Source organism: Mesorhizobium sp. C120A, from assembly GCF_030323105.1.
Lineage (GTDB): Bacteria > Pseudomonadota > Alphaproteobacteria > Rhizobiales > Rhizobiaceae > Mesorhizobium.
This window is the reverse complement of the sequence record NZ_CP100476.1, coordinates 4,787,478-4,801,528: the sequence shown is the minus strand read 5'-3', so window position 1 is coordinate 4,801,528 and position 14,051 is coordinate 4,787,478. Positions and strand designations below refer to the sequence as shown.

Annotated in this window: 13 protein-coding genes; 6 read left to right on the top strand and 7 right to left on the bottom strand. The window is 65.5% G+C overall.

Translation table 11 applies throughout. From position 1 onward, the window contains the following. Positions 1-17: 17 nt before the first annotated feature. Entirely contained in the window at positions 18-620 is a 603-nt protein-coding gene (locus NL532_RS23415; protein ID WP_023735447.1) for a CDP-alcohol phosphatidyltransferase family protein, read from the bottom strand. Between the two features lie 238 nt (positions 621-858). On the opposite strand from NL532_RS23415, the gene NL532_RS23410 reads away from it, so the two are divergent. From NL532_RS23410 to NL532_RS23400, 3 genes are read left to right on the top strand one after another with little or no spacing between them, the layout of a single operon-like run. After that, positions 859-1,860 carry a sugar phosphate isomerase/epimerase family protein gene (locus NL532_RS23410; protein WP_023672509.1) on the top strand — a complete coding sequence of 334 codons (1,002 nt, stop codon included), beginning with the start codon at positions 859-861 and terminating at the stop codon, positions 1,858-1,860. Beyond that, entirely contained in the window at positions 1,857-2,732 is an 876-nt protein-coding gene (locus NL532_RS23405; protein WP_023730361.1) for a MurR/RpiR family transcriptional regulator, read from the top strand. The genes NL532_RS23410 and NL532_RS23405 overlap by 4 nt, the downstream gene beginning before the upstream one ends. Then, a complete protein-coding gene (locus tag NL532_RS23400) occupies positions 2,729-3,619 on the top strand; it encodes a ribokinase (RefSeq protein ID WP_023828783.1) in 891 nt (296 codons plus the stop codon). The genes NL532_RS23405 and NL532_RS23400 overlap by 4 nt, the downstream gene beginning before the upstream one ends. Before the next feature lie 140 nt (positions 3,620-3,759). Here the strand turns inward: NL532_RS23400 and NL532_RS23395 are convergent, their stop codons facing one another. Next, entirely contained in the window at positions 3,760-4,260 is a 501-nt protein-coding gene (locus NL532_RS23395) for a hypothetical protein (RefSeq protein ID WP_245270235.1), read from the bottom strand. Positions 4,261-4,352: 92 nt separating this feature from the next. Next, a complete protein-coding gene (locus NL532_RS23390; RefSeq protein ID WP_023828781.1) occupies positions 4,353-5,300 on the bottom strand; it encodes a LysR family transcriptional regulator in 948 nt (315 codons plus the stop codon). A 106-nt stretch (positions 5,301-5,406) separates the two neighbouring features. Between NL532_RS23390 and NL532_RS23385 the strand changes: the two genes are divergently transcribed. Beyond that, positions 5,407-6,417: a zinc-dependent alcohol dehydrogenase family protein gene (locus NL532_RS23385; RefSeq protein ID WP_023727036.1), complete on the top strand. Its 1,011-nt coding sequence runs from the start codon at positions 5,407-5,409 to the stop codon at positions 6,415-6,417. Positions 6,418-6,599: 182 nt separating this feature from the next. Here the strand turns inward: NL532_RS23385 and NL532_RS23380 are convergent, their stop codons facing one another. The 3 genes from NL532_RS23380 to NL532_RS23370 are packed head-to-tail and all read right to left on the bottom strand — an operon-like array spanning position 6,600 to position 10,371. Then, the gene (locus tag NL532_RS23380; protein WP_286487483.1) at positions 6,600-8,900 is read right to left on the bottom strand and encodes a xanthine dehydrogenase family protein molybdopterin-binding subunit; all 2,301 of its coding nucleotides are present in this window, start codon (positions 8,898-8,900) and stop codon (positions 6,600-6,602) included. Then, positions 8,897-9,880: an FAD binding domain-containing protein gene (locus NL532_RS23375; protein ID WP_023712506.1), complete on the bottom strand. Its 984-nt coding sequence runs from the start codon at positions 9,878-9,880 to the stop codon at positions 8,897-8,899. The genes NL532_RS23380 and NL532_RS23375 overlap by 4 nt, the downstream gene beginning before the upstream one ends. Continuing rightward, a complete protein-coding gene (locus tag NL532_RS23370; protein ID WP_023672519.1) occupies positions 9,877-10,371 on the bottom strand; it encodes a (2Fe-2S)-binding protein in 495 nt (164 codons plus the stop codon). The genes NL532_RS23375 and NL532_RS23370 overlap by 4 nt, the downstream gene beginning before the upstream one ends. A gap of 440 nt (positions 10,372-10,811) precedes the next feature. On the opposite strand from NL532_RS23370, the gene NL532_RS23365 reads away from it, so the two are divergent. Continuing rightward, a complete protein-coding gene (locus tag NL532_RS23365) occupies positions 10,812-11,429 on the top strand; it encodes a TetR/AcrR family transcriptional regulator (RefSeq protein WP_023709407.1) in 618 nt (205 codons plus the stop codon). 9 nt (positions 11,430-11,438) lie between these two features. On the opposite strand, the gene NL532_RS23360 is transcribed toward NL532_RS23365, so the two are convergent. Beyond that, positions 11,439-13,310 (bottom strand): alpha/beta fold hydrolase, encoded by a 1,872-nt coding sequence (locus NL532_RS23360; protein ID WP_196813839.1) that lies wholly within the window; start codon positions 13,308-13,310, stop codon positions 11,439-11,441. A gap of 358 nt (positions 13,311-13,668) precedes the next feature. Between NL532_RS23360 and NL532_RS23355 the strand changes: the two genes are divergently transcribed. Continuing rightward, the gene (locus NL532_RS23355; RefSeq protein ID WP_023672522.1) at positions 13,669-14,031 is read left to right on the top strand and encodes a hypothetical protein; all 363 of its coding nucleotides are present in this window, start codon (positions 13,669-13,671) and stop codon (positions 14,029-14,031) included. The last annotated feature ends 20 nt before the right edge of the window (positions 14,032-14,051 follow it).

Sequence of the window (14,051 nt, the reverse complement as noted above, 5' to 3'; positions counted from 1 at the left end):
CGCCTGACGCTTTGGCATCATGCGCCGCCCGCTCTAAGGCCGCCGCGTATCCGGTTGATGGCGGTTACGACTGACAGTGTAGCCATGACCGGAAACACAAAGGGCACAATCGCTTGGAACCACAGGCCGCAGGCGATGAGGAAGGCGATGACGCCGAGCGCCAGGGCCCGGTCGCTCTTGCCGAACGGCCCGGCATAGTTGCGCCCGCTGCCTGCGGCAACGCCAAGCACGCCGGCGAACTCGACCAGCATGGCGGTAATAGCGAAGGCGACGACACCCCAGGCCGGGAACAAGGTGGCAAAGGCCAGGATCAGCGCTAGGTCCGAGACGACGTCGCAGAGTTCGTTGAGATACATGCCGAGTTTTGATGCTTGTCCATGTTCCCTGGCCAGCATCCCGTCAACGGCGTTGAGCGCCATGCGCACAAACAGCACCACCGGCATCAACAGGAACACCAGGGGATGGAAGGCAAAGGCAGTGACCACCAGGCCTGTGGCGATGGACAGTGCTGCGGCGAGAAGCGTGATCTGGTTGGCGGTGACGCCGGCATCGGCCAGCCGGTCGGCCAACGGCCGCAGCCTGGCCTGAAAGGCCGGTTTCAGTTGATAAAGCGTTGGCATGTGCGATCCCCCAACCGCGGCTCATGACAGTGTCGGCCAGATTGGTCAATCGGCAGGCAGGGCGCAAGGGCTCGCACCAGCATCCGCACCGTTGCGGGACTCGAAACTCCCGGCATGGATGCAGAGGCGCAGCCGAAGATCTCGGCCAAGCAGGATGTTGCGCGCTACAAACCGCCTCGCAAATGATAACTTTACAAATACTCGTATTTATGTGAAGCAAATCACTGAAAGGTCGATCATGACAAACAGTCGCTTCGCCACCCGCCTGAATTCCTTCGCCTCGCGGCCGCAAGCCGAATGGCCTGATCTCACCGGCAAGCCGTCCATGCTGCAGATGGCCACTCGCGCGGCCAAGGTCGACGGGTTGACCGATCTTGATCTTAATTTCCCCGATCATGTCAGTGAAAAGCCGGCTGAAATCGCCCGAAAGCTCGGCGATTTCGGGCTTTCCATCAATGGCTTTGCCATGCGTTACTACTCCAATCCGGCCTTCAAGCTAGGCGCCTTCACCAATCCGGACCCGGCGGTGCGCCGCGAAGCCATCGACTTGACCAAGGCCGGTATCGATGCGGTGCGCGCGGCCGGCGCCAGTCTGATGACGCTGTGGCTGGGCCAGGATGGCTTCGACTATGCATTTCAAACTGACTATGCGACGCTCTGGCAGCACGAAATCGAGGGGATTCGTGAAGTTGCCGCGCATGATCCCGGCTGCCAGATCAGCCTGGAGTACAAGCCTAACGAACCGCGCTCCTACTCGCTGATGCCGGATGCGGCGACCACCTTGCTGGCGATCCGCGAGGTCGGCCTACCCAATCTCGGCGTCACGCTCGATTTCGCCCATGTGCTCTATGCCGACGAACAGCCGGCCTTCGCCGCGGCGCTGATCGCTCGCCACAGCAAGCTGCTCGGCGTCCATCTCAACGATGGCTATGCCAAGCGCGACGACGGCCTGATGGTCGGCGCGGTGCACACGCTGCAGACCATCGAACTGCTGTGCCAGATCCGTCGCGACGGCTACGCCGGCGCCATCTACTTCGACACTTTCCCCGACATGACCGGGCTCGATCCGGTGCGCGAATGCGAAGTCAACATCGCCACCGTCAAGCGCCTGCTGCGCGTTGTCGACCGGCTGGAGAAGGATAACCGCCTGTCCGCCGCGATGGCCAGCCAGGACGCCGTGACGTCGCAGGCTATCGTCCAGGAAGCCATGCTCGGGCCGGAGACGAGGGGACGTGGATGACGTTGAGCAATCTCGATCTGAAAGCCGTGGGGCCGCGCATCCGCATGATGATGCCGCATCTCACCCCGCTTGAGGCCAAGGTGGTGGAAACCGTCTTCGGCCGGCGCGGTTTCGACGAGACCATTCCGCTCAAGCAGATCGCCGAGGAGGCCGGCGTGTCGGAGGCGATGGTGGTCAAGATCGCCAAGAAACTCGGCTTCTCCGGCTACCGCGACTTCCGCACCGCCGTCTATGAATACAGCCGCCTCCCGACCGCCGAGATGCACCAGGAACTGTCGGTCGACGACAGCTCGGCCGAGATCGTGCAGAAAGTGTTCCGCACCTCGATCCAGGCGCTGGAGGAGACGCTCGCGATCCTCGACATGGACGATTTCGACCGTGCCGCCGATCTGCTCTACCGCGCCAGGAACCGCGATTTCTATGGCGTCGGCGGCTCCGCCCAGATCGCCCGCGATGTCTCGCACAAATTCCTGCGCATCGGCATCCGCGCATCGGTCTATGACGACTCGCACATGATGCTGATGTCGGCCTCGCTGCTCGGCGCCGACGACATCGCCGTCGGCTTCTCGCATTCCGGCAACACGTCGGCCGTCATCGACGCCATCCATCTTGCCCGCAAGAGCGGCGCCCGCACGCTGGCCATCACCAACTACGACAACTCGCCGCTGGCCCGGATCGCCGACATCGTGCTGTGCTCGACCGCGCAAGGCTCGCCGCTGATGGGCGAAAACGCGGCGGCGCGCATCGCGCAGCTCAACATTCTCGACGCGCTGTTCGTGGCGGTGGCGCAGCGCGACTACCAGGCGGCGGAGCGCAATCTCGGCCGCACCATGTCGGCGGTCACCTCGAAGCGAAAAGACCGGGGCACATGACGGTTCCGCTGGTCACCGTCTTCGGCAGCCTGCATTACGACATCATGGTCGACGCGCCCGACCGTCCGCGCAAGGGCGAGACGGTGACCGGCCATGCCTGGCAGCCGAAATGCGGCGGCAAGGGCGGCAACCAGGCGGTCTCGGCGGCACGCGCCGGCGTGCGCGCGGCGATGATCGGCGCCGTCGGCGACGACGATTTCGGCACGGCGCTGCTGGCCAATCTCGATCGCGCCGGCGTCGATCGCCGCTTCGTGCGCGTGGCGGCAGGCGCAGGCTCCGGCATGAGCGTGGCGATCTTCGACAGCGATGGCGACTATGGTGCGGTGATCGTCTCCGGCAGCAATCGCACCCTGGGCGGTGATGACATCGCGGCTGCGGGCGAGGTGGTGGTACAGACGGCAGTGCTGTTGCTGCAGAACGAAGTGCCCGATGCCGCCAACATCGCTGCCGCGCGCGCGGTGAAGGCATCCGGAGGCCGCGTCGTGCTCAACGCCGCACCGGCGCGAACACTGTCGGCCGAATTGACCGCGCTGATAGACATCGTCATCGTCAACGCCATCGAAGCGGAATTTTTGGCCGGCGTTCCGGTCGTAGACACGCTCGCCGGCGCAGCCGAAGCCGCGCGGCGACTTATCGATGCCTACCCCTCGGCGATCGTTACAGCCGGCGGCGAAGGCGTCGCCTATTGCGACCGGACCGGCGCGGCCTTCGCACTGGCGGCCGTCCCGGTCAAGGTCGTCAGCACCCATGGCGCCGGCGACGAATTCGTCGGCGCCTTCGCGGCAGGCCTTGCGCGTGGCCATCAGATGGAAGCGGCGATTGCCACGGCCAATGCCGCCGCCGCCTTGCTGGTGGCGACACCGGAGGGAGAGCGCAGCTCGCGTTGAAAACTCGCGCCCCATATTGCCGCCTCCAAACCCGTGCCCTCGTCGATGAGCGAAACGGCAAACCGGGCGCGGCGAGAACCTGCTTGGCTTTGCCCTGACGGAGGCGCGGGACCAAGCTGCGTGGTCGAAAGTAGGGAGCTTCAGTCCGCGTCGCCGGCCGAACCTTTGCCGCACTGCGTCAGCACCTTGCCGATGGCCGCGCTCGAGCCCGTCAGCGGAAAGCTGTTCTCGCCATATTTGTCGGCCGTAACCGTGACGTCGCCCTTGCTGCGCAACAGGCCGAGCAGTGGATCGTCTTTGCTCAGCTCAGCCGTGAAGTAATTATACATGGCCTCGAGGTCGAGCTTTTTGGTCACGCTCTTGTCACCGCCCTTGAAGGTGAAGGAAGCGCTGATGCCGGGTTCCAGCTGCTGGCCGGCCGCACCCAGATCGTAGCTCAGCACCGGCTTGTCGAAACAGACGAGCATCAGATGCGCATCGGCCTTCGGTCCGCCGCACACCGAAGCCGTCAGCACGCTGCCGCCTTCGTCTTCTTCCATCTTGGCGCTCCAGTTGCAGGACGCGGCAAAAGCCGGCTGCGCGGCTTGCAGCGCGGCCAGAACGGAACCTGCCATCATGAACTTCGCCAATGCACTTTGCATGATCCCCTCCCAAGCTACATTCAACGAGATCATACAGGACAAAATGCCTCGCGACAGCGGCATGCCGTCTTAGCCCCGGCCCGCCCCATTGATCAAGCCTTTGAGACCGGCCTCGACGTCCAGGGCGGCTCCGGCGCGAAGCGCTTGCCGATCCAGTCGGCGAAGGCGCGTGTCTTGGCGGCTTGTCCCTTGGCCGAGGGCATGACGACATAGACCGCGCCTTCGTCGGCCAGCGTCCAGTCCGCCAGCACCGGCACCAGCCGTCCGTCGGCGAGTTCGCGTCCGACAAGCCAGTCGGTGCTCATCATCAGGCCGAGGCCTTGCACCGCGGCTTCGACCAGCACCTCGGCATCGTCGCACACCATCGGCCCCGAGACGTCGACGTTGACGCGGCGTCCCGAACTGTCGGTCATCTCCCAGGTTGGAAAGGTCTGGAAGCCGGAGAAGCCGAGGCAGGCGTGTTCTGTGAGCGCTTCCGGCGCTTCCGGCGTGCCCCGGCGGGCGAGGTAGGAGGGAGCAGCGCACAGCAACCGCCGCCGTGTCGCGATCTTGCGCGCCACCAGGCGCGAGTCCTCCAGCGCGCCGAGACGGACGGCGACATCGAAGTTCTCTGCAACGAGATCGACGAACCGGTTGGAGAACTCGGCCTCGATGCTGACATCCGGGAACGTCGCTAGAAATTGCGGCAGCAGCGGCCCGATCCACATACGGCCAAAGGTTCCCGGCAGCGCCAGCCGCAGCAAGCCCCGCGGAGCCCCGCTGGCATGCGCGGAAGCAGCAGCCTCAGCTTCGTCTACCGAGGCCAGGATGGCGCGGACACGCACCAGGAACTCCGCTCCGGCCTCCGTCAACGACACGCTTCGGGTGGTCCGGTGCAGCAGCCGCACGCCGAGCCGCTCCTCCAGCGATTGCAGGCGGCGTGACAGAACCGTCGAGTCGCGCCCAACGCGCAACGCTGCCTTGGTGAAGGAGCGCGCTTCGGTGATGGCCGCAAAGGCGGCCATTTCGGCAAGGCTGGCGGGGTCGTGTGATTGCTGCATAAAGCACAGGACTCAAATGTAAAAATTCCGGATTATCTGCTTGTAGCGCAGCAGATAGCTTCACTCAATCCTGACGATTGACCCCTTAAACAGGAATGCGTGAGCCATGAAAGCCATCGAACTGACCGCCGCCAAACTGGACGCCTTTCGCGCCACCACCATTGCCACGCCTGAACCGCAGCGCGGCGAAGTGCTGATCCGCCAGCGCGCCGCGAGCCTGAATTTCGTCGATGTGGCGGTGGCCAGCGGCAATTATCGCGTGCCCGGCTTTCCGCTCATTCCCGTCGCCGACGGCGCCGGCGAGATCGTCGCGCTGGGGGAGGGCGTTACGGATTTCGCCGTCGGCGATCGCGTCGTTGCCCATGCCAAGCCGCGCTGGATCGGCGGTCCGCCCCGGCCTAACGAGATGACACAGATGCGCGGAATTTCGCTGCCGGGGTCGCTCGCCGAATATGTCGCGCTGCCGGCCAACTCGCTCGTGCCGGTACCGGCTCGTCTCTCCTTCGAGGCGGCGTCGACACTGCCGATCGCCGCGACCACCGCCTGGAACGCGGTCTGCGCCGCCGATGTCGGGCCGGGCTCGGTCGTCGTGCTGCTCGGCACCGGCGGCGTCTCCATCTTCACCCTGCAGCTGGCGAAAGCCGCCGGTGCCACCGTCATCATCACTTCTTCGTCGGACGAGAAGCTGGGGCGGGCGAAGGCGCTCGGCGCCGATCATCTCATCAACTACCGCGCGACGCCCGACTGGGACGGCAAGGTGCTGGAACTGACCGGCGGCCTCGGCGCCGACCTCGTCGTCGAGACCGCCGGCACCGCCACCTTCGCCCGCGCCGTCAACGCCACCGCGCCTGGCGGCACGCTGTTCACCATCGGTTTCGTCACCGGCGCCGAGGCCACGGTCGACCTGCTGCCGATCATCATCAAGGCGCTGAAGGTGGTCGGCAACAACACCGGGTCGGTATCTGACCTTCGCGCCGCCGTCCGCGCCATCGCCGCCGCCCGCATCGACCCGGTCGTCGACAAGGTGTTTAGCCAGGAGCAGGCGGCCGAAGCCTACGCGCACATGGCGGCGGGCGGGCAGCATTTCGGCAAGCTTGCGTTCAAGCTCGACTGGTAACCGAGGCGCGCGAGCTGCCAATCTCCCTCCTTGAGGGGAGATGCCCGGCAGGGCAGAGGGGGTCGGTCCGACCGGGCTCGACCTACTGCGGCGGAAGGAGGTTGGCGCTCTACGAGAGGCGACCCCCTCTGTCGCCTTCGGCGACATCTCCCCCTCGAGGGGGAGATTACGCACGCCGCTTCCTAGATCAACTTCTCCAGCGTGATCGGCAAGTCCCGCACTCTTTTTCCCGTCGCATGGAACACCGCATTGGCGATCGCCGGCGCTACGCCGACGATGGCCAGTTCGCCGACACCCTTGCCGCCGAGCACCGAAGAGTGCAGGTCGGGAACGCCGACCGAGATGACCTCGATATCGGGGATATCGGCATTGGTCGGCACCAGATAGTCGCCGAGATTGTTGTTGACGATGCGGCCATGCCTGCGGTCGACAATGCCTTCTTCCAGCAGCGCCTGGCCGATGCCCATGATGATGCCGCCCTTCCACTGGCTCTCCGCGAGTTTCGGGTTGTAGAGCCGGCCGGAATCCAGCGCCGACACCACGCGCGACACGCGCACGGTGCCGAAATCCTCGTCGACGCGCACCTCGATGAAATGCGCGCACCAGGAGTGGCGCGAATAGTCGCCCTCGGTGTGCGGCAGTGCCGCCGCGATGGTGGTGTAGTTCTTGTAGCGATCCTCGGCGGTCGAGTTCGCCGGCATGGTGTCGCCGGTGGCCTCGATGCGGTCGCGGCCGACGCTGGCCAGCAGGTCGGCGATCGAGACATCGGGACCATCGCCGCGCGGCGACCTGATGCGGCCATTGGCGACGACCAGCGTGTTGGCCTGGAGCGCGTGGAAGGGCGAGCGCGGATCGCTGATCGCCAGTCCGACAAGCTGATCGAGCGCCGATGTCGCCGCCTTGTAGACCGCGCCCGTCATCACGCCGGCCAGCCGCGACCCGCCGGCCACGCCGGCGCGGGGATACCGGGAATCGCCGAGCTTCACGACGACATGGTCGGCCGCCACGCCGACCGTTTCGGCCGCCGTCTGCGCCAGGATCGTGTAGGTGCCCTGGCCCATGTCGATCGAGGAGCTTTCGACCTCGACCGAGCCGTTGGCAAGGATACGCACGATGGCCTCGCCGTAAGCGCGCCGTACCGGATAGGTGCCGGCGGCGACGCCCCAGCCGATCAGCTGGTTGCCGTCGCGCATCGAACGCGGTTTGGACGTGCGCTGGGCCCAGCCGAAGCGTTCGGCGCCAGCCGCGAAAGCCTCGCGCAACTGCCGCGTCGACCAAGCCTTTTTTGCGTGCGGATCCTGCTCGGCGTAATTCCTCAGCCGGATCTCCAGCGGATCGATGCCGACCTCGTAGGCGAGCTCGTCAATGGCGCTTTCGATGCCGAAGGCGCTAGGGTTTTCGCCCGGCGCGCGCATGGCGCCGGGCACCACCGAATTCACCCGCACGACATTCTGCTTCGAGGAGAAGTTGGGCGTCGCATACATGATCGAGGTGACGACGCCCAACGGCTCGACCCACATTCCGTCTATGGATGTTTCGTTGACGCCGCGATGCACGATCGACTGGATCTTTCCGTCACGGTCGGCGCCGATCGTCACCGTCTGGCGGGTCGCGGCGCGGCCGCCATAGCCGGTAAAAGTCTGCGGCCGCGTCATCACCACCCTCGCGGGCCGTCCCAGCATTTTTGCTGCGGCAGCCGCCACCGCGCCATGGCCGAGCGCCAATGCCTTGGAGCCGAAGCCGCCACCGATATAAGGCGAGACCAGCCGTACATTCTCGAACGGCACGCCGAACCATTCGGCATAGGTGCGGGCCATGCCGTCGAGCCACTGGCTCGGTTCCCACACGGTGAGCTTGTCGCCCTCCCAGCGGGCGATGAGGCCATGCGGCTCCATCGGCGCCTGGTATTCGCGCGGCGTGTTATAGGCGCCGCAGACGCGCACCGGGGCAGCGGCGAAAGCGGCCTGCGCATCGCCCCATTCCTTGGTCATGGCGGCGATCGGAATGCCGTCGCCCGCCTTGGCGTCGCTGAGGTCGACGATGGCCGGCGTCTCGTCATAGCTGACCTTGACCAGGGCTGCGGCCGCAACGGCCTGCTCGAAGGTCTCCGCGATGACCGCGGCGACATGCTGGCCCGAAAAGGTGATATCGCGCGCCAGCGGGCAGTAGGGCTTGTCCGGCGGCGGTGTGCCGAACCAGTCCGATGCAGTCTTCAGCGGCATGATGGTGTCCGGCGTCAGCACCTTGAGCACACCAGGTGCCGCCTCGGCGGCTGACGTGTCGATCGAGCGCACCTTGCCTGATGCGATCGTGCTTTCGACCAGGACGCCGTAGGTTAGCCCGTCGAGCTGCTGCTCGACGGCATATTTTGCCGCACCGGTAATCTTGGCCGGGCCGTCGACGCGCGACAGCCGCCCGCCAACCTGATCGGCAGTGCCGTCCGAAGCGTCGCCGTGCCGAGTTCTTGGGTCGTGAATGGTCATGCCATGGCTCCCGTCTTGAGGATCGCGCGGGCGACGACGCGCGGCGCCAGTTCGATCTTGTAGTGGTTGGCGCCGTGGTCGACGGCGCCTTCCACGGCGAGCAAGCTGGCGGCCCGCACCCTGTCTTCGCTGGGCACCTTGCCCTTCAACGCCGCTTCCACGGCGTGCGCCCGCCACGGCTTCGTCGCGACGCCGCCCAGCGCGACGCGCAGGTCGCGAATGGTGCGGCCATCGGCTTCGAAGTCGATGCCGACCGCGGCGCTTGCAGCCGCGAACTCATAGGACTGCCGGTCGCGAACCTTGAGATAGGTCGACCGCCGGGCGGCGGCTGAAGCCGGGATGCTGATGGCCGTGATCATCTCGCCCGGTTGGATGGCATGTTCCCTGTCGGGCGTGGCGCCGGGCAGGAGAAAGAAGTCGTCGACGGCAACCTGGCGTTCGCCAAGATGAACCACGGCGTCGAAGGCGACCAGCGCGGTGGCGAGATCGCCGGGATACATGGCGATGCAGGCGTCGCTGGTGCCGAGCACGGCATGGCCGCGGGTGACGCCGCCGATCGCCGAGCAGCCGCTGCCGGCCGAGCGCTTGTTGCAGGCGGAAAAATTCGCGGGATCGCGGAAATAGGGGCAGCGCGTGCGCTGCATCAGATTGCCGCCGATGGTCGCCATGTTGCGCAGTTGCGCGGAAGCCGCCTGCCACAGCGCTTCGGAGACCGCGGGAAAGCGGCTCTTGATCTCGGCATGGTCGGCGACGTGGCTCATCTTGGCCAGCGCGCCGATGATGGCACTGTCAGCGTCGACCTTGATGGCGTCGAGCCCTTTGAGATGGGTGATGTCGACAAGGCTGTCGGGTTCGGCAACGCCGCATTTGGCGAGATCGACCAGCGTCGTGCCGCCGGCAAGCAGCATGGCGCCGGGCAGGGCGGCAGCTTGGCGTGCGGCGTCGATGCTATGGGCGCGAACGTAGGAAAAATCCCTCATGACGCGACCTCCAGTGCCGCCTGGCGCACGGCGGCAACGATGTGCGGATAGGCGCCGCAGCGGCACAGATTGCCGGCCATGTATTCGCGGATCTCGTCATCCGAGCCGGCATGGCCCTCGCGGATGCAGGCGACCGCCGACATGATCTGTCCCGGCGTGCAGTAGCCGCACTGGAAAGCATCCTGGTCGAGGAAAGCAGCCTGAACCGCGTTGAGCGTGCCGTCATCGCCGGCCAATCCTTCGATGGTGGTGATCTCGCGGCCTTCGACCTGTGCTGCAAGCGTCAGGCAGGACAGCACGCGCTGTCCCTCGACATGCACCGTGCAGGCGCCGCACTGGCCCTGGTCGCAACCCTTCTTGGTGCCGGTCAGGTCGAGGCGATCACGCAAGGCGTCAAGCAGCGTGACGCGCGGCTCGACCTGCAGTTCGTGACTGTGTCCGTTGATGGTGAGACGGATTGGGATAGTGGTGGATTTGGTTTGGTCGGTCATGAGGCGTCTGGCTCCAGTTGCTTGACGCTAGGGGATTGAAATGGGCTCGAGTGGGAGAGGACAAGGGAAGAGGCGACGGTGCGCCTAATCTCCCCCTTGTGGGGGAGATGTCCGGCAGGGCAGAGGGGGGCGCGAAGGAATGCGACGTTCCCGATTTACATGCGTCGAAATAGACCTTTCCAAGCGGGTGTTGGTCGGCGGGACAGCGCTCCCTCTGTCCTGCCGGACATCTCCCCACGAGTGGGGAGATTGGCAGCTCTGCCGCCCCAACTCTCCAGCGGGCAGGGATGCTTCAGTCTTCACAATCTAAACACGTGACATACCGGCTCCCCTGATTATATGATAAGACTGCTCCACTAAAACGGAGGCGCCTCCGTTTATCTAGTTGGGGACTTACCCCTTTGGGTTCAAGCCCCCATATATCGACAGTGGAGAAAAAATTGACCGAGCAGTCGCAAGCAATTGCCGACGAGAAGCGCGAAGCCGCAGCGCCAAGGCCGCTGCGCGCCGATGCGCAGCGCAACCGCGACCGGCTGGTCGAGGTTGCGGCAGCGGCCTTTGCCGAGCACGGTGTCGATGCCTCGCTGGAGGAGATCGCGCGCCAGGCCGGCGTCGGCATCGGCACGCTCTACCGGCATTTCCCAACCCGCGAGCATCTGGTCGAAGTGGTCTACCGGCGTGAAGTCGAGGCGCTCTGTGCGGCGGCCGATGACCTCGCCAGCCACCATTCGGCCGACATGGCGCTGGAACAGTGGATGCAGCGCTTCGTCGACTACATCGCCACCAAGCGCGGCCTGGCGGCCAGCCTGCGCATCCTGTTCAACACCAATTCCGCCGTGTTCTCCGACATGTCGGGCCGGGTGTCGCTGGCCTTGCGGCAACTGGTCGAGGCGGCGGTGGCCGAAGGCTCGATCCGCAGCGACGTCGACGCCTCCGATGTGCTGCACGCACTCGGCGGCATCTACTCGGCCCCCGACACCAAGGACTGGCGCGACCGCTCGCGCCGGCTGGTCAAGCTGCTGATGGACGGGCTGCGGTTCGGGGCAGGGAAGAGGTGACCTAGCGGCTCAAGCCGAACCATCGACCGCATAGAACCGAAACGCGCCGGGCAGCCCGCTTGCCGCCATTTCGCCACGCTCCTCGAACCGCAGGCCGGAGCCGACCACGAGATCGCGCACCGTCCTTGATGCGATGATTTCGCCCGGCCGCGCATGGTCAAGCAGACGCGATGACAGTTCGATCGCCGCGCCTGAAAATTGATGGCCCCGCTGCTCGCACTCGCCGATATGCACCGCCGAGCGGACCTCGACACCGGATTGCCGCAAGCGATCGCGGATGGCGATCGCGCACTGGATCGACCGCGTTGGCCGCTGGAACACCGCGAGCACCTTGCCGTCCGATCGGCTGATCTCTCTGCCTTCGGCCGCGAGGAGTTCGCCACGGAGCGCTTCGGCGTGCCGCTCGGCCGGGTCGATGCCGAAAGGCGAGCCCGTCATATCGAGGGACAGCACCGACACAAGCAGCCGTTCGCCTGGGGCCGCCGGCAAGGCGCCGGTGACGAAAGCCTGGATCTCGTCGACGATCCGATCGGAATTCTCGCCCCAGATGACGTGGTCGCGGCCGGCGAACTCAATGTATCGGGCGCCCTCGATGTGCGTCGCCAGGTAACGTCCTTCTTCCCGCTTCACCCAGCCGTCGCCAGTCGTCTGCATGATCAGTGTCGGAACATGGACAGCAGGCAGAATGTCGCGAACATCGATTTCGGCTCCCCAGCGCCACAGGGCGATCGCGTCGGCGGGCGAGGCAGAATTCCTGAGATAGGCGGCGAACCATTCTGTCTCGAACGTGTCGCTCATCAGACTGGGCGCCGCGTTGCTCATATCCGCCGCCGCTCCCCATTCTTTCTCGACGATCGCCAGATCCTCTTCCACCTGCTCGCTTGTCTTCGCCCACGGATAGTCTTGTGACCACCTGCCGCGGGCGTAGGCCCCATTGAGCACGAGTGCCGCTGTGCGCTCGGGATAGGTCGCCGCGAACAGCATGCACATCGGGCCGCCCTCGGAGCTGCCGAAAAGCACCGTGCGCTTCGAGCCAACCGCATCCAGCACTGCCCGCACATCTTCCATCCGCTCTTCCAGGGTCGGCAGACCGACATTGCGGTCCGAGAGCCCGGTGCCGCGCTTGTCCATGCGGATTAGGCGCGAGAAAGTGCCGAGCCGCCGGTGCACATGCGAAAGCCGCGGCGAGCCCCAGGCGTGGTCGAGGTTGGAGACCCATCCCGGCACATGGATCAGGTCGACCGGACCGTCGCCGGTCACCTGATACGCGATGTTGATCCCGGCCGATTTGACATAGTGGGTCGGGGGGGCTGCGAGTTCGTGGCTGAAGCCGGTAGCGTCATCCGCATCAGTCGTGGGTGGCCGTGCCGGCGCCATTGTGCGGCGTGTGCGCAGCGTCTCGAACAATTGCCGCGTCTCCGGCTCCGGCTGCAGCTTGAGATCGCGTAGAAGCGCGGTGCGGCAGTGCTCATATTGCTTCAGCGCGAGATTGGTCCTGCCTTGCGCCGCATAGGCGCGCATCAGGGCACGGTGGACATCCTCCCTCAACGGGTCCATGGCCAGCAGGCGCGCCGCCGCGCGCACGCATGCGGCAGGATCGTTCGTCGCGGCATAATGCGCGACGAGCCTGTCGAGCGCCGCGACGGCCAGTGCCCGCAGCCGCTCGCGTTCGATCCTCAGCCAGTCCTCGAATGGCTCCTCCTTCAGGCCGAAGCCGTCGAGCAGGTCGCCGCGGTAGACATTGAGCGCCAGTTCGAGGTCTTCGGGTGCCGGGCTGGCGACCAGCGCCTCGAACCGCGCGACGTCGAAATCAAGGCCGTCGAGATGCAGAGCGACGCTGTTGCCATCGGTGAGGAAGCGGCCGCCGCCGCACGTCTGCATGGCCTCCTGACAGACGATACCGCTTGCCGCAGGCTCATTCGCGCCTGCGCCTCGCTGTTGATGCCCCAGAGCAGGGTCGCCAGCTTCTCGCGCGACTGCGAATGCCCCGACTGCAGCGCGAGATAGGCGACCATCGCACGCGCCTTGCGGCTGATGGCTGGAACCGTGGCCCCGACGCCAGCAAAGTCGAAACCACCCAGCAGGTGAAGATAAGGTCCGGTCATCGGATCCGCCACGGTCACAGCGCGACGACGATCCGCTCAAGCTCGGTCCATTTCAACACTTATTCCGCCGCCGAGGCGCTTTTCACGATTCCATCACGCAGGTTCCCACGCGTTGCTCACGGCGCTTGAGGAGATTGTTCGCACTGGATCTCTTTTCGCAGGAGGATACCGTGCATCACCCTGGCCCGACCGAGTGGCCCATCTGGCATGACGACCCCGGGCGCGACCGGCAGGAGCTTGGCGCACCATCGCGTCACGATATTGCGCTGGCCCGCTATCTCGAAACACAACAGGCCCATCGGGCATTGGCGGCTCGCAGACTCGATCCGGCGGCGGTCGTGGCCTCCGCACTGGCAGCGTTCGTCCGCTGCCTTTTCCGTGCAGCGCTGCGCCGAATTGTCCGCTGGCCAACCGATGCCGCGACAGGGATGGACGATTTCGGCTTGACGTTGTCCAAGGCTCATGCGGAATTTAGCAAGACCCTTTGGGGCCGCTGAGTGCAGCGCCCTTGGTCGAC